This window comes from Streptomyces sp. V4I2, assembly GCF_030817655.1.
In the GTDB taxonomy this organism is placed as follows: domain Bacteria; phylum Actinomycetota; class Actinomycetes; order Streptomycetales; family Streptomycetaceae; genus Streptomyces; species Streptomyces plumbiresistens.
On sequence record NZ_JAUSZM010000003.1, the window covers coordinates 6,168,054 to 6,182,638 of the forward strand.

Genomic DNA, 14,585 nt, shown 5'->3' on the forward strand with positions numbered 1-14,585 from the left:
GTCGTTGTCAGACCGGCGTGTCACCATCGGTCGCATGGACAAGTTGCGGCAGGTGCGGCTGGCCAAGGACGCCATGGACCGGGACTGGGCGGACCCGGAGCTCGACCTGGACGCGGTGGCCGCGCACGCCGGGTACTCGCGCTACCACTTCATACGCGCCTTCAAGGAGGCGTACGGCGAGACGCCCGGCCAGTACCTCACGCACCGCCGCATCGACCGCGCCGAAGACCTGCTGCGCACCGCCAACCTGACGGTGACGGAGATCTGCCACCTCGTCGGCTTCAGCAGCCTCGGCACGTTCTCGGCCCGCTTCAAGGCCTGGACCGGGCTGACCCCCACCGAGTACCGCACAAAGCACGTGGGCCGCGGGGCCGCCCTCATACCGGGCTGCTACGCCATGCTCTGGGTCGGAGGCTTCAGATCCGCTCCCGGCAGGGCAGAGCGCAATTCTGGAGAAGCGGACTGAGGGCGCCGGTGCCTACGGTGACGGGGCACGGCACCGACGCGGGCAATGAGGAGCACATCATGATCAAGGGTCTCGCCATCTCGACCGTCTGGGTCCTCGACCAGGACCGGGCCAAGGAGTTCTACACCGAGAAGCTGGGTCTGGAGGTCCGTACGGACATGACGATGGGCGAGGGCGGCATGCGCTGGCTCACCGTCGGCTCGCCGAACCAGCCCGACGTCGAACTGACGCTGATGGTCCCGGGCGGGGGCGCGATGGACCCGGAGTCCGCCGAAATGATCAAGAAGCTGGTGGCCAAGGGGGCGCTCGGCGCGGGCGTGCTGACCACCGACGACATCCACGGCGACTACCGGAAGCTCAAGGACCGCGGCGTGGAGTTCCTGCAGGAGCCGCAGGAGCGCCCCTACGGCACGGAGGCCCTCTTCCGGGACGACTCCGGCAACTGGTTCTCCTTCACCCAGCCCCGTGAGGGCGGCCTCGACACCGCCAAGGACTGGTCGTGTTAGCTCACTTCCCCGAAGCCTTCCCCGATGTCTTCGCGGATGCCGGCATCATCGGATAGCTCCCGGTGGCCGTCGGCGCGTGCTCCGGCAGCCACAGCACCGCCACCGCGCCCTCCGCCGGGACCTCCTCCGACGCGGTCGCCAACCGTACGTTGCGGAAGGTCAGCCGGGCGCCGAGCACCCTGGCCTGCCCGGCCGCGATGGTCAGGCCCAGGCCGTGGCCGTGGCCGGCCCGGTCGGTGCTGCCGGTGCGGAAGCGGCTAGGTCCCTCGGCGAGGAGGTCCTCGGGGAAGCCGGGGCCGTGGTCGCGGACCCGGATGACCCGGCCTTCCACGGTGACCTCTATCGGCGGCTTGCCGTGCCGGGCGGCGTTGGCGAGCAGGTTGAACAGCACGCGTTCCAGGCGCCGCGGATCGGTCGTCACCTCGGACTCGTGCACCACGCGGACCTCGATGGCCGGGTCCTTCGCAGCCACCCGCCGGCTGACGAACTCGCCCAGCATGATGTCCTGCAGCTCGGCCCGCTCGGAGGCGCCGTCGAGGCGGGCCACCTCCAGCACGTCCTCGACGAGCGTGCGCATGGCCTTCGCCCGGTCGAGGACCAGTTCCGTCGGCCGGCCCGGCGGCAGCAGCTCGGCGGCCGTCAGCAGCCCGGTCACCGGCGTACGCAGCTCGTGCGCGATGTCGGCGGTGACCCGGCGCTCCGCCTCCAGTCGCTGCTGCAACGCGTCCGCCATCGCGTCCACCGCGCTCGCCAGGTCGTCGGTCTCGTCCCGCACGACCCCGCCGATGGCGTCCCGCACCCGCACATTGGACTCGCCCCCCGCGACCTGGTTCGCCGCGGCCGCCGCCTTGCGCAGCCGGCGCGACAACTGCCCGCCGACGAGCACCCCGAGCGCGCTGCCGCCGAGGACGACCGCGATGGAGCCGATCACCAGGGCCTGGTCGAGGTCGTTGAGGATGTCCGTGCTGCGGTCGGTGAACCCGGTGTGCAGCGACAGCACATGCCCGCCCTTGACCGGCACGGCGGCCCAGATGTCCGGCACGCCGTCCGGCCGGTCGGAGACGTAGGTGGCCCGGCGCCCCTGCTCGACCTTCGTCCGCAGCGCCGCCGGCAGGTCCGGGTCGTCGATCTTGATGTTGGGGAAGTTCGGCCGCTGGGCCACCTCGTAGTTGCGCTGTGCGATCTGGACGCGCTCGTCGGCGAGGTCGCGCGCGTTGTCCAGCATCGAGACCCGGGCCGCGTTGTGCACGACGAGGCTGAGCGTGATCGCCACCAGCGCGCCGACCAGCGCGATGGCCGCGCTCAGCTTCCATCTCAGTCCCGTACGAATGCCCGGAGTCATGCGCACGCCCGAGACCGTGCGCTTGCCCGGGACCATGCGCTTGCCCGGAATCGTGCTGCTCGGGCGCCGAAGGTTCCCCCGCATACCCTTGATCCCCTGCTCAGGCCTTCAACTTGTAGCCGAAGCCGCGGACCGTCTCGATCCGGTCCTGGCCGATCTTCGTACGCAGCCGCTGCACATGGACGTCGACGACCCGCGTGTCACCGCCCCAGCCGTAGTCCCACACCCGCTCGAGAAGCTTGTCCCGGGAGAGCACGGTGCCCGGCGCGGAGGAGAACTCCAGGAGGAGGCGCATCTCGGTGGGCGTGAGCGCCACCGTCTCGCCGGCCCGGCGCACCTCCATGCCCTCGGTGTCGATCTCCAGTTCGCCGAAGGTCAGCAGTCCGCCGCCGGCCGCCGGGGCGGCGGAGTCGTCCATGCGGTCGCCGCCGCTCGCGTGTCCGAAGCGGCGCAGTACCGCGCGGATCCGGGCCACCAGCACCGCGCCGTCGAAGGGCTTGGTCACGTAGTCGTCGGCGCCCGCCTCCAGGCCCAGCACGACGTCGATCGAGTCGGCGCGCGCGGACAGCATGATCACCGGGACGGTCGACTCGTCACGGATCCGGCGGCACAGTGAGACCCCGTCGAGGCCCGGCACCATGACGTCCAGCAGGGCGATGTCGGGTCGGTCCGCGCGGAACGCCTCCAGGCCCGACAGCCCGTCGGGCATGGCGGTGACCGCGAAGCCGTCCCGCTCCAGGGCGAGCTGGGTGGCCTCGCGGATGACGTCGTCGTCCTCGACGAACAGAACGTGGGTCTGGTCTGCCATCCGGTTGCTCTCTGCTCTCAGTCCTTGTGCCGTGACTTGTGTCGTATCGCTGTGTCGTGTCGCAGTGCCGTGTCGCTGTGTCGTGTCGCTGTGCCGTGTGTCCGTGCAGTGTCGCTACCAGGTCATCGGTTCAGCCACCCCGATCGGTTCACACCGTCCTCGACGGGCGGCGGGTCAGTTGCCCGGAACCGGCGTGGCATCGCCGCCCACGGCATTGCTGTACTCCGTACGCGTCGTGTACTTCCGGACGAAGCGGTCCATGGTCCAGACGTACGTGCTGACCTCCTCGCCGGACGGACTCGACACCGGGTCGCCCTTCGCGTACACCTGCCGGGTCACCACCAGGGCACCGCGGTCGATCTCCGCGTAGAGCGGGGGCTCCTCGGCCTTGAAGACGTTCTGGTAGGAACCGCCCTCGTCGCGATACGCGTACGAGCCGATTCCTACCATGTCACCGCAGGTCAGAACGTTGACGACGACATCGTCGGACGAACCTCCGGTCAGGTCGCCGTACGACACGTCCACGGGGTAGTCGTCGCCCGCGCACGGCTTCAGCTGGCGCTTGACGTCCGCGGAGACCTCCGGATCGTCCTTGACGAGCTGCACCGCGTCCACGCGCCCGGCCGTCGCGGAGGAGGCGGGTGAGGGCGAGGAGGCCGCGCCCGCCACCGAGTCGGTGCGGGCCGGGCCCTCGTCACGGGCGCCGGTGCCACCGGTGCCGCAGGCGGACACGAAAAGGCTGAGGGCGGCGAGCACAGCCGCTGCCGTGATCGCCGCCTGAAAGGTCCCCCGCGCCGGTGTCACGGGTTCGGGCCGGAGGGGGCCACCGCTGTCGGAACCCCCACCCGCCGTGCGCCCGATGCCACCGGCATGCGTGCCTAGGCCGCGCAACGCTCCCGCTCCTCACGCTCCAGCGCGCGTTCGGCGCGCTCTTCGTTGTCCCTGCTCTCCAGCTCCTCGCGGAGCCGGGCGAGCGCCCGGTGCAGCGTGCTCTTGACCGTTCCGGCCGACATGCCGAGGGCGGCGGCCGTCTCCTCCGTGGACATCTGCTCCCAGTGTCGCAGCACGACGACGCTGCGCTGCTTGGGGGCAAGTACCTTCATGACGTCCATCAGCAGGGCGCGGTCCGCGTGCTGCTCGGTGGCGTCGTCGACCGAGGCGTCCGGGAGCTGCTCGGTCGGCACCTCCTCCAGCTTGCGGGCCCGCCACCACTCGGTACGCGTGTTGATCATCACCCGGCGCAGGTAGGCGTCGGCGAGCCGCTTGTCCGCTATGCCGTCCCAGCGGCCGTACGTCCGCACGAGCGCCGTCTGGAGCAGGTCCTGTGCGTCGACAGGGTCCGGGACCAGCCGGCGGGCGCTGCGCAGCAGCGCGTCCTGCCGGGTGCGTACGTACTCCTCGAACTCGAGCACCTCGCCCTGCGCCATGGTGACCGCCTCCCGCTCCCCGTTCCCGGCCGGCCTGTTCGCCGTCGGATTCATTGCCTGTGGTGCCTGTCGGGCACGGAAATGAAGTTACGGAGGCGTTGTCACGGGGCTGTCCGAAGCAGCCTGCGGCTAGCGCTCGGCTGTCCGTCGGTTGTGTAACAGCAGTGGAGGCAGGGTCAGTTGTTGTACCGGTAGGTGGCGGTGTGCGGTGTTTTGTCCTCGCCGTCAGGTCAACGGCAGCCGATACAAACCACCCGGGAGTGGCTCCACCAGACCGTCGGCGACCAGACCGTCCAGCGCCCGGGCGCGCTGCACCGGCTCGTGCCACACCCGGTCGAGCGCCGCCTGCGGGACGGGAGCGTGTGCCTCCCGCAGCACGGCCAGCAGCCTGCCGCGGACCTGGCGGTCGGTACCGGCGTACGTCTGTCCGCGGCGCGGCGGACCGTCGTGCTCCGGCTTTCCGGCGAGCCGCCAGGCGCACTGCGCGGCGATCGGGCAGCGCTGGCAGGTCTCGTTCTTGGCCGTGCACACCAGCGCGCCGAGCTCCATGGACGCGGCGGCCCAGCGGGCGGCGATCCCCTCGTCCTCGGGCAGCAGCGCGCGGGCCAGCTTGCGTTCGGCGGCGGTGGTGGCGTTCGGCGGGTACTGCACACCGGTGACGGCCCGCGCGAAGACCCGGCGGACATTGGTGTCCAGGACCGCGTGCCGCTGCCCGTACGCGAAGGAGGCGACGGCCGCGGCCGTGTACTCCCCGATGCCGGGCAGCGCGAGCAGCTGCGCGTGGTCCGTCGGTACGTCGCCGCCGTGCCGTTCCGTTATGGCGGCGGCGGCTCCGTGCAGCCGCAGGGCGCGGCGCGGATAGCCGAGCCGGCCCCAGGCGCGCACGGCCTCGCCGGGGGCGTCCGCGGCCAGGTCGGCGGGGCGCGGCCAGCGGGCCAGCCACTGCTCGTAGACGGGCAGGACGCGGTTCACCGGCGTCTGCTGCAGCATGAACTCGCTGACCATCACGCCCCAGGGGCCGGCCTCGGGCCGCCGCCAGGGCAGGTCGCGGGCATGCTCGTCGAACCAGTCGATGACGGGGGCGTGGAGCGGCTCGCCGAGGCCGTCGCCGACGGGGCTGCTCATGGGGTGCGGGGACTTCGTGGACACAGTCATGGCCTACCGATCCTGCCATGCGAGGGCGGTTCCCCGGGCGTACCGCCACCCCTGCGAGCTACCGGACCTGACGATCGACAGCAGTGCCGCCCCTACGACCGCTTGCAGCATCGGCCGGATGGAACGTCCTCGTATCCGGCGGGCCCGCCTCCTGTGGGCGGCCTTCGCGCTGCCCGCGCTCACCGTGGACGCCATCGGCCTGAACGCACCGCGTGCCCTCTTTCCGCCGGTCCGGTGGTGCTCGCCGCGGCGGTGGCGTCTGCCGCCGGCACCCTGTCGCGGCCTCCGGGCCGGCGGCCGTACTGAGCCTGGCCGCCGCCCCCGCCCTGTTCACCGTCTCCTACGGCCCTGCCCTCGGCGTCCTCGCCCTGCTGCTCGGCCTGCGCGCGGACCGGGTGCTCCCGGCGGCCGTGCTCTTCGCCGCGGTCGGCTGCGCCGGCACCGCGAAGGTCGCGCTCGTCGGCGTCGACCCGGCGGCGCAGTGGGTGGTCCTGACGGGCACCCTCCTGTTCGGCTGCGTCTTCCCCTGGCTGGGCGGACGCTACTGGCGCCAGAGCCGACAACTGGCCCGGGCCGACTGGACGCGCGCCGCCCGCCTCGAGGAGGAGCAGCGCATCGCCGAGGCGCGGGCGCGGCTGCGCGAACGGGCCCGCATGCCCAGGACATGCACGACTCGCCCGGCCACGAGCTGAGCCCGATCGCCCTGCGCGCGGCCGCCGCCGACGCCACGGACCGGCGGCACCGCATCATCGGCGTCCTGCGCGAGGGTGACGAGCCGGTGCCGCCGGCCCCGGCGGGCGACAGCGTCGAGCAACTCGTGGCCCGCGCTGCCGAGTCGGGGCTGCCGGTGCACTGGGAACCGACGGGAGCCGGTACGGCCGTACAGCCGGGCTCGGTCGCCGAACGCACCTTGCACCGGGTGTGCTCGAGGCATTGACGAACGCGGCCCGGCACGCGCCGGGCGCGCCGGTGACCGTCGTGGTGGCGGGAGAGGCGGGTGGCGCGACCGTCGCCATCAGCCGTGGCCAGGGGTGCAAGGGCCGCGATCGCGAACGTGTGGGTGGTGCCGTGCCGGGCCCGCCGCCATGCTGTCGCGAACAGCGCGGCGAAGAGCAGGATCCCGGTCTCCGTCCCTTTCTCGGCGGTGTGTTGTCCCACGTAGGGGTGTCTTGGGCGGCGTCGGTGAGGTCGCGGTAGAGCTCGGTGTTCTCGAAGTCCTTGGTCACGGACGGTAGGCGGCGGGCCGATACCGTCACAGCTTGCGATCGTCGGGTGCCGCACCTGACAAAGGACAGGGGTGGAGCGGCCAGTTCCGGGATGATGATCCGGAAAAGTTGTGGACCCGGGCGGCGGGTGGGGCCAGCCAAGGCTCCGATCTCTCGTACAGTTTGCGCCGTGGGATCTCTGCGCAATCCGGTCGGGCCGCTTCCCTCCTCCATCTACTGGCGACGGAGGGCCGTACTGCTGTCCGTGATGGCCCTGTTGGCGCTGCTGATCGCCTGGATCGTCTCCTCGGGCGGCGGAGGCGGCAACAACGGTGCCGACGGATCCAACGACAAGAATCCTTCCCCCTCGACGATCACGCCGGGGCCGTCCGGCTCCGGGCCGGCGATCAGCCAAGCACCGGGCGGGCGGGACGAGTCGAGCGGCACTGACTCCGGCGGGTCGGGGTCGGGCGACGGGTCCGGTGATGGTTCCGGGTCGGCAGCGGGCGCGGGTTCCGCCACTGGTGGCTCGGGCGGGTCTCAGGGCTCCGTCGGTGGGACGGCCGGTGGCGGTACGGGTACCGGGGTCGGCCGAAACGACGCGCTCCCGGCGGGCTCCGCACTCCCCAACTGCACCCCGAGCGCCGTGAAGTTGAGCGTGCGCAGCCTGCACAACGCGTACGAGCCCGGTCAGACGCCCACCCTGCTGCTGACCGCGACGAACTCCTCCGCCGGTGACTGCAAGGTCGATCTCGGCCCGAAGAACGCGGTGGTGACCATCACCCAGGCGGGCAGCGAGGACGCGTACTGGTCCTCCGCCGACTGCCCCGAGGTCTCCAACCTGGTCTTCCGGGCGCCCGCCGGCACCAGCATCACGTACACCGTGAAGTGGGACCGCAAGCCGAGTGCTTCGCAGTGCGCGACGCCTCCCGCGGGGACGGCCGGGGCGGGGACGTACCTGGTGGAGGCCAAGACGCCCGGGTTCGGGACGGCGCAGGCGTCGTTCGTGCTGGAGAACGACTAGCTGGAGAACGACCAGGGGCTGCCCGGCTGAGGGTGATCCGACCTAGACGTAACGCTCTAGGATCGAAGACTCCGCCAGTCGCGAAAGCCCCTCGCGCACGCTCCGCGCCCGCGCCTCGCCGACGCCGTCCACCGTCTGCAGGTCGTCCACGCTCGCGGCCAGCAGCTTCTGCAGGCCCCCGAAGTGCTCCACCAGCCGGTCGATGATCGCGCCCGGAAGGCGCGGCACCTTCGCCAGCAGTCGGAAGCCCCGCGGCGACACCGCCGAGTCCAGCGCCTCCGGCGACCCCGTGTAGCCCAACGCCCGTGCCACCGTGGGCAGTTCGAGGAGCTCGGCGTGGGAGAGCGCGTCGAGCTCGTACAGCGCCTCCTCGACCGTGCGGGAGCGCTTGGCCGTGGGCTCGGGGACGTAGTCCCGCACGACCAGTTCGCGCTCGGGCTCCACGCCGGCGATCAACTCGTCGAGCTGGAGGGCAAGGAGACGCCCGTCCGTGCCGAGCTCGACCACGTACTCGGCGATCTCGGTGGCGATGCGGCGGACCATCTCCAGACGCTGGGCCACGGCCGAGACGTCCCGGACGGTGACCAGGTCCTCGATCTCCAGCGCGGACAGCGTGCCCGCCACCTCGTCGAGGCGGAGCTTGTAGCGCTCCAGGGTCGCGAGGGCCTGGTTGGCGCGGGACAGGATCGCCGCCGAGTCCTCCAGGACGCGGCGCTGGCCGTCGACGTACAGGGCGATCAGCCGCATCGACTGGGAGACCGAGACGACCGGGAAGCCGACCTGCTTGCTCACCCGGTCCGCGGTGCGGTGCCGGGTGCCCGTCTCTTCGGTGGGGATCGTCGGGTCGGGGAGCAACTGGACGCCGGCCCGGAGGATCTTCGACAGGTCGGAGGACAGCACGATGCCGCCGTCGAGCTTGCACAGCTCCCGCAGTCGCGTTGCCGTGAACTCGACATCCAGGACGAAACCGCCCGTACACATCGATTCGACGGTCTTGTCGGAGCCGAGCACCATGAGACCGCCGGTGTTGCCGCGCAGGACCCGCTCAAGCCCGTCGCGCAGGGGCGTGCCGGGTGCCACGGCGCTCAGCGAGGCGCGCATGAGGCCATCGGCACCGGAACTCCCGCCGGATTTTCCGGGAGCTGCCGCCCGGTCGTTGGCTGCCACTGCACTCCTCCGGTCGCAGGTTCTGGGGCGCTCCCGTTCGCACACTTTGTTCGTACGGACGGGCGAGACCTGGGCAAAGTCTACCGGCGCTCCTCCTCGTCCCGTGGGGCCTCTCGCCGACGCGAGCGTGGAAGGACCCTCAGGGCGTCCCCTATGTCCGCTACTTCCAGGACCTTCATGCCGGGCGGGACCTTGCCCGGATCGCCCGGAACGAGCGCGTGCGTGAAGCCCAGGCGGTGTGCTTCGGAGAGCCGGCGCTGCACGCCCGTGACCCGTCTGACCTCGCCCGCGAGGCCGACTTCGCCGATCGCGACGAGGTTCTTGGGGAGCGGGGTGTCACTGGCCGCGGACGCCAGGGCGAGGGCGATGGCGAGGTCCGCGGCGGGCTCCGACAACTTCACACCGCCGACCGTCGCGGAGTAGATGTCCCGTTTCCCCAGGGCGCTGATCCGGCCGCGCTGTTCCAGGACGGCCAGCATCATCGAGACGCGGGAGGTCTCCAGGCCGGACGTGGTCCGCCTGGGGGAGGGGATCTGCGAGTCGACGGTGAGCGCCTGGACCTCGGCGACCAGCGGGCGGCGGCCCTCCAGGGTGACGGTCAGGCAGGTGCCGGGCACCGGCTCGGCCCGGCGGGTCAGGAACAGGCCGCTCGGGTCGGCGAGGCCGGTGATGCCCTCGTCGTGCAGCTCGAAGCAGCCCACCTCGTCCGTGGTGCCGTAGCGGTTCTTGACGCCTCGTACGAGACGCAGGCGCGCGTGCCGGTCGCCCTCGAAACTCAGCACGACGTCCACCAGGTGCTCCAGCAGGCGCGGGCCGGCGATCGCGCCGTCCTTGGTGACATGGCCCACAAGGAGGGTGGACATGCCGCGCTCCTTGGACACGCGGATCAGGGCGCCCGCCACCTCGCGCACCTGGGACATGCCGCCGGGGGCGCCGTCGATCTCCGGAGAGGCCACCGTCTGCACCGAGTCGAGGATCAGCAGGGACGGCTTCACCGCGTCCAAGTGGCCGAGCACCGCCGACAGATCGGTTTCGGCGGCGAGATACAGGTGGTCGTCGATGGCCTTGATGCGGTCGGCGCGCAGCCGGACCTGGCTCGCCGACTCCTCGCCGGTCACATAGAGGGTGCGGTGCTCGTCGCTCGCCGACTTGGCCGCCACGTCGAGCAGCAGTGTCGACTTGCCGACGCCGGGCTCGCCCGCGACCAGGACCACCGCGCCGGGCACCAGACCGCCGCCGAGCACCCGGTCCAGCTCGGGCACGCCGGTGGAGCGGGCGGTGGCCTGCCGGCCGTCGACCTGGCCGATGGGCACGGCGGAGGTGGTGACGCGGCCCGGAGCCGTCGTACGGACCGCGGGCGCGCCGTACTCCTCGACCGTCCCCCAGGCCTGGCACTCGGGGCAGCGGCCGAGCCACTTGGCCGTCTGCCAGCCGCACTCGGTGCAGCGGTAGGACGGACGCTCCTTGGCGGACTTCGTACGGGCAGCCATGCACGAACCGTAACCGCCACCACTGACAACCCAGGCGGCGACCGTCGCAGGTGGGCCGGACGCCCGGCTCCGCACCTCGCCGCGTACCCGCTGGAACCAGCCACCCTCATCGGGAACGAGCCACGGAATGATCCGTTCCTGTCCCCTATTGAGGGATCGTTTCACCCGTACGGATTAAATGTGCTCAAGGGGGCCGAAGCGTCCAACTCCCGCCGCCTACGGTCCACGGGTGATGAGCAGCAGTCCGGAGACCTCGACCCGCACCACCGGCGCACACCGGGCGCACCGGGAGGGGCGCGACCGCGCGGCGGCGCGCACGCTGGCGCAGCGCCCGCCCGCGCGCTACGAGCCCTACCTCGACGGCCTGTTCACCTACTGCCTGTCCGTGCTGTGCGACCACGACACCGCGACCGCCGCCCTGGGCGACGTCCTCGCGCTCGCCGAGAGGCGCCGCGGCCCGGACGCGGCCGGCGACCGCAGGGCCTGGCTGTACGCGCTGGCCCGCTGGGCCTGCCTGCGCAAGCTGACCGAGGCCAAGCAGAAACGTCAGGCCACGCACGCGGTGGGCCGTCAGGGGACCGAGCGCCGCCCGCCCGCCGGCCCGCCGGTCTCCGAGGAGACCCAGCAGCAGCGCCGGCGCGAACTGGCCCTGCTCGCCTGGCCGGAGGCCGCCGGCACCACCCCGGAGCAGCGCGAGGCGCTCGAACTCGCCGTGCGCCACCATCTCGCCGCCCACGAGGTCGCCGCCGTCCTCGGCATGGACCTGACCGCAGCCCGCGAACTGCTCGCCTCCGCCGCCTGCGAGGTCGAGCGCACCCGCGCGGCCCTCGCCGTCGTCGAGACCGGCGGCTGCCCGGGCGTGGCCCGGCTCACCGGCGACAACCAGCTGGTGCTCAGCGCCGCCGTGCGCCGCGAACTCGTCCGGCACGTCGACGACTGTCCGCGCTGCCGCCGTACGGCCGAGCGCGCGGTCCCCGGCCGCTGGCCCGGCGCCGCCGTCACCCCCGCCGAGCTGCCCGTCCTGGAGGCACCCCGCGCGGCCCTGCACGTGGCCCTGACGCACCTCCCGCGCGCGCGGGGCACCGCCGCGCCCCGCTTCGACCGGCGCGGCTTCCCGATGGACCCCAAGGACCGGGCCGCCCGAAGGGACCGCCTACGCGCGCGTGCCGTCACGACGACCGTCGTCGCCACCGTCGTAGCCGCGCCCGTGCTGGCCCTCTGGGCCGCCTACCGCGGCGCCCCGACCGGCGAGGGCCCGGGCGGCACCGCCGCCAGCGCCAGTGAGGAGCACGGCCCCGGCCTCCTCGACGGCGATTCGGCGACCGGCGGCTACGAGAACGCCGGCAACGCCAGCACGCACCCCGGCGGCCGCTTCAGCAAGGGCGACAAGCCCGACGTGTCCGTGGCGGTCATGAGTGTCGTCGGCGCCGGCAAGAAGGGCGCCGGGCACCTGGAGGTGGCCGCCGGCAACAGCGGCGACACCACGCTGATCACCCTCATCGCGACCGGCTCCGCGCCGGTGCGCTGGTCCGCGACCACGAGCGCCTCCTGGCTCTACCTCAGCCGGCCGTCCGGAACGCTCGCACCGGGCGAATCGTTGACGATCAAGGTGTACGTCGACCACCTGCGCGAGCCGTCCGGGTACTGGAACGCGCGCGTGGCCGTCTCACCAGCAGGCGCCGTCGTCTCCATCGACGGCTACGGCACCGCGCCCAGCCCCTCCGACCCCGATCCGGACCCGGGGCATGGCCACCACCCCGGACCTGGCCCCGGCCACCCCGGCGACCCGCACCCGTCCGACCCCGGCCCCGATCCGACCCCGACGACCCCGGCCCCCTCCGACTCCGCCCCGAGCGACCCGCCCTCGTCGCCCGACCCGGAGCCCACGCCCACCGACCCCGCCCCGTCCGGCCCCGGGGGCTCGACGCCACCGCCCACCGGCGGCGGCGACCCGAGCCCGGCAACGTCGTAGGCCCAGGCCCTACAGGCCGCGCTGTGGCGGGCCGACCGGATCCGCGGGATGCGGTGCCAGCAACGGCAGCTGCGAGGCCAGCCGCTCCTCGCACAGCTCGACCAGGCGGTCGTAGCCCGCCTTGCCCATCAGCTCGACCAGCTCCGGCCGGTAGGAGACGTACACCGGGTCGCCCGCGCCGTGCGCCGAGGTCGCCGACGTGCACCACCAGTGCAGGTCGTGGCCGCCCGGACCCCAGCCCCGGCGGTCGTACTCACCGATCGACACCTGGAGCACGCGCGTGTCGTCGGGCCGGTCGATCCACTCGTACGTCCGTCGCACCGGCAGCTGCCAGCAGACGTCCGGCTTGGTCTCCAGCGGCTCGCGGCCCTCCTTCAGGGCGAGGATGTGCAGCGAGCAGCCCGCGCCGCCCGCGAAACCCGGCCGGTTCTGGAAGATGCAGGAGCCCTGGTGGGGGCGGGTCTGGCGGTCGCCGTCCTCGTCCTCGGAGACCCAGCCGTTGCGCGTGCCCTCGTCGTGGTACTGCCAGATCTCGGGTGTGAGCCTGGCCACATGCCCGGCGACCCGCTTCTCGTCGTCCTCGTCGGAGAAGTGGGCGCCCAGGGTGCAGCACCCGTCGTCCGCGCGGCCCGCCTGGATGCCCTGGCAGCCACTGCCGAAGATGCAGTTCCACCGAGAGGTCAGCCATGTCAGATCGCAGCGGAAGACCTGCTCGTCGTCCGCCGGATCCGGGAATTCCACCCATGCCCGCGCGAAGTCGAGCCCCTTCTCGTCGCCTGCCGGGGCCTGCTTCGACTTCTTCGGTGCTTTCGCCTGCGAAGAACCCTTGGCTGTTTTGGCCGTCTTGTCGCTCTTCGCCTTTTTCGTCTTTGGCACGCGTCCAGGGTAAGTCGCCCGAGGCCGGACCAGGGACAGCCCCGAGGACAACCTCGTGGACAGCTCCGGGGGCCGCGCCCGGCTCCGCTGGCAGTAGCGTTCCGTACATGAGACTCGGTGTCCTCGACGTGGGATCGAACACGGTGCATCTGCTGGTGGTGGACGCGCACCCGGGTGCGCACCCCCTGCCCGCGCACTCGCACAAGGCGGAGCTGCGCCTTGCCGAACTGCTCGACGAGGACGGTGCGATCGGCCCCGAGGGGGTCGACAAACTCATCGGAGTCGTCCGCGAGGCGCTCCAGGCCGCCGAGGACAAGGGCGTCGAGGACGTGCTGCCGTTCGCGACCTCCGCCGTCCGCGAGGCCAGCAACGCCGATGACGTCCTCGCGCGCGTGCAGGCCGAAACCGGCGTGGACCTCCAGGTCCTGACCGGTGCCGAGGAGGCCCGGCTGACCTTCCTCGCCGCCCGCCGCTGGTTCGGCTGGTCCGCGGGCAAGCTCCTCGTCCTCGACATCGGCGGCGGCTCCCTGGAGATCGCGTACGGCATGGACGAGGAGCCCGACGCCGCGGTCTCCCTGCCGCTCGGCGCGGGCCGCCTCACCGCGGGCTGGCTCCCCGGCGACCCGCCGGACCCCGAGGCGATAAGGGCCCTGCGCCGCCACGTCCGTGCCCAGATCGCCCGCACGGTCGGCGAGTTCACCCGCCTCGGCGCACCCGACCACGTCGTCGCCACGTCCAAGACCTTCAAGCAACTGGCCCGCCTGGCCGGCGCGGCCCGCTCCGCTGAGGGCCTGTACGTCCAGCGCGAGCTGAAGCGCGAGTCCCTGGAGGCCTGGGTCCCCCGGCTCGCCGGCATGACGACCGCCGAGCGGGCCGACCTTCCCGGAGTCTCCGAGGGCCGCGCGAGCCAACTCCTCGCGGGTGCGTTGGTGGCCGAGGGGGCGATGGACCTGTTCGGCGTGGAGAGCGCGGAGATCTGCCCGTGGGCGCTGCGGGAGGGCGTCATCCTGCGTCGGCTGGATCACATGGGGTCGGTGTAGCGCCGTAACAGGTCGCGCGGGGCTGTATCGATCTCGCGCGGGGCTGTATCGATCTGCGGCACCGCCGTGGTGCGGGAGCAACCCGCCCGCCCGTGGCGAACGCCACA

At 72.4% G+C, this 14,585-nt stretch carries 15 protein-coding genes; 7 read left to right on the forward strand and 8 right to left on the reverse strand.

All coding sequences use genetic code 11. The features are described from left to right. Nucleotides 1-34 precede the first annotated feature (34 nt). Nucleotides 35-466 (forward strand): helix-turn-helix transcriptional regulator, encoded by a 432-nt coding sequence (locus QFZ76_RS29235; RefSeq protein ID WP_266435716.1) that lies wholly within the window; start codon nt 35-37, stop codon nt 464-466. Nucleotides 467-525: 59 nt separating this feature from the next. Next, nucleotides 526-972, forward strand: coding sequence for a VOC family protein (locus tag QFZ76_RS29240; protein WP_266448222.1), 447 nt, complete (start codon nt 526-528; stop codon nt 970-972). A 1-nt stretch (nt 973) separates the two neighbouring features. Here QFZ76_RS29240 and cseC read toward each other — a convergent pair whose 3' ends face one another. The 5 genes from cseC to QFZ76_RS29265 all read right to left on the reverse strand — a co-directional run bounded on the left by cseC (nt 974) and on the right by QFZ76_RS29265 (nt 5,704). Continuing rightward, on the reverse strand, nt 974-2,350 hold the full coding sequence (gene cseC, locus QFZ76_RS29245; protein WP_307680160.1) for a two-component system sensor histidine kinase CseC: 1,377 nt from the start codon (nt 2,348-2,350) through the stop codon (nt 974-976). A gap of 64 nt (nt 2,351-2,414) precedes the next feature. Further along, a complete protein-coding gene (gene cseB / locus QFZ76_RS29250; protein ID WP_307676516.1) occupies nt 2,415-3,122 on the reverse strand; it encodes a two-component system response regulator CseB in 708 nt (235 codons plus the stop codon). A 174-nt stretch (nt 3,123-3,296) separates the two neighbouring features. Next, a complete protein-coding gene (locus QFZ76_RS29255; RefSeq protein ID WP_373464370.1) occupies nt 3,297-4,013 on the reverse strand; it encodes a hypothetical protein in 717 nt (238 codons plus the stop codon). Next, nucleotides 4,001-4,549, reverse strand: coding sequence for a SigE family RNA polymerase sigma factor (locus QFZ76_RS29260; protein ID WP_266435710.1), 549 nt, complete (start codon nt 4,547-4,549; stop codon nt 4,001-4,003). The genes QFZ76_RS29255 and QFZ76_RS29260 overlap by 13 nt, the downstream gene beginning before the upstream one ends. 225 nt (nt 4,550-4,774) lie before the next feature. After that, nucleotides 4,775-5,704 carry an A/G-specific adenine glycosylase gene (locus QFZ76_RS29265; protein WP_373464371.1) on the reverse strand — a complete coding sequence of 310 codons (930 nt, stop codon included), beginning with the start codon at nt 5,702-5,704 and terminating at the stop codon, nt 4,775-4,777. A gap of 212 nt (nt 5,705-5,916) precedes the next feature. On the opposite strand from QFZ76_RS29265, the gene QFZ76_RS29270 reads away from it, so the two are divergent. From QFZ76_RS29270 to QFZ76_RS29280, 3 genes are all read left to right on the forward strand, one after another. Next, complete coding sequence (locus QFZ76_RS29270) at nt 5,917-6,396, forward strand: hypothetical protein (RefSeq protein ID WP_307676518.1); 480 nt, start codon at nt 5,917-5,919, stop codon at nt 6,394-6,396. Then, nucleotides 6,369-6,641 carry a hypothetical protein gene (locus tag QFZ76_RS29275; protein ID WP_307676519.1) on the forward strand — a complete coding sequence of 91 codons (273 nt, stop codon included), beginning with the start codon at nt 6,369-6,371 and terminating at the stop codon, nt 6,639-6,641. Before QFZ76_RS29270 ends, QFZ76_RS29275 begins: the two co-directional genes overlap by 28 nt. 458 nt (nt 6,642-7,099) lie before the next feature. After that, a complete protein-coding gene (locus QFZ76_RS29280) occupies nt 7,100-7,933 on the forward strand; it encodes a hypothetical protein (RefSeq protein ID WP_307676520.1) in 834 nt (277 codons plus the stop codon). A 42-nt stretch (nt 7,934-7,975) separates the two neighbouring features. Here the strand turns inward: QFZ76_RS29280 and disA are convergent, their stop codons facing one another. Further along, nucleotides 7,976-9,100, reverse strand: coding sequence for a DNA integrity scanning diadenylate cyclase DisA (gene disA / locus QFZ76_RS29285; RefSeq protein ID WP_030043389.1), 1,125 nt, complete (start codon nt 9,098-9,100; stop codon nt 7,976-7,978). Nucleotides 9,101-9,180: 80 nt separating this feature from the next. Then, complete coding sequence (radA, locus tag QFZ76_RS29290; RefSeq protein WP_307676521.1) at nt 9,181-10,590, reverse strand: DNA repair protein RadA; 1,410 nt, start codon at nt 10,588-10,590, stop codon at nt 9,181-9,183. A 229-nt stretch (nt 10,591-10,819) separates the two neighbouring features. On the opposite strand from radA, the gene QFZ76_RS29295 reads away from it, so the two are divergent. Then, the gene (locus QFZ76_RS29295) at nt 10,820-12,562 is read left to right on the forward strand and encodes a hypothetical protein (protein ID WP_307676522.1); all 1,743 of its coding nucleotides are present in this window, start codon (nt 10,820-10,822) and stop codon (nt 12,560-12,562) included. Nucleotides 12,563-12,571: 9 nt separating this feature from the next. Here the strand turns inward: QFZ76_RS29295 and QFZ76_RS29300 are convergent, their stop codons facing one another. Next, a complete protein-coding gene (locus QFZ76_RS29300) occupies nt 12,572-13,438 on the reverse strand; it encodes a hypothetical protein (protein ID WP_307676523.1) in 867 nt (288 codons plus the stop codon). A gap of 107 nt (nt 13,439-13,545) precedes the next feature. Here QFZ76_RS29300 and QFZ76_RS29305 point away from each other — a divergent pair, with 107 nt between their 5' ends. Next, nucleotides 13,546-14,478: a Ppx/GppA phosphatase family protein gene (locus QFZ76_RS29305; RefSeq protein WP_307676524.1), complete on the forward strand. Its 933-nt coding sequence runs from the start codon at nt 13,546-13,548 to the stop codon at nt 14,476-14,478. Nucleotides 14,479-14,585 lie beyond the last annotated feature (107 nt).

Bases quoted from the DNA above. Each gene is read 5' to 3' on its own strand.
- radA (WP_307676521.1), bottom strand. From the start codon at position 10,590: ATGGCTGCCCGTACGAAGTCCGCCAAGGAGCGTCCGTCCTACCGCTGC.
- QFZ76_RS29305 (WP_307676524.1), top strand. From the start codon at position 13,546: ATGAGACTCGGTGTCCTCGACGTGGGATCGAACACGGTGCATCTGCTG.
- cseB (WP_307676516.1), bottom strand. From the start codon at position 3,122: ATGGCAGACCAGACCCACGTTCTGTTCGTCGAGGACGACGACGTCATC.
- QFZ76_RS29240 (WP_266448222.1), top strand. From the start codon at position 526: ATGATCAAGGGTCTCGCCATCTCGACCGTCTGGGTCCTCGACCAGGAC.
- cseC (WP_307680160.1), bottom strand. From the start codon at position 2,350: ATGGTCCCGGGCAAGCGCACGGTCTCGGGCGTGCGCATGACTCCGGGC.
- QFZ76_RS29275 (WP_307676519.1), top strand. From the start codon at position 6,369: ATGCACGACTCGCCCGGCCACGAGCTGAGCCCGATCGCCCTGCGCGCG.
- QFZ76_RS29260 (WP_266435710.1), bottom strand. From the start codon at position 4,549: ATGGCGCAGGGCGAGGTGCTCGAGTTCGAGGAGTACGTACGCACCCGG.
- QFZ76_RS29265 (WP_373464371.1), bottom strand. From the start codon at position 5,704: ATGACTGTGTCCACGAAGTCCCCGCACCCCATGAGCAGCCCCGTCGGC.
- QFZ76_RS29235 (WP_266435716.1), top strand. From the start codon at position 35: ATGGACAAGTTGCGGCAGGTGCGGCTGGCCAAGGACGCCATGGACCGG.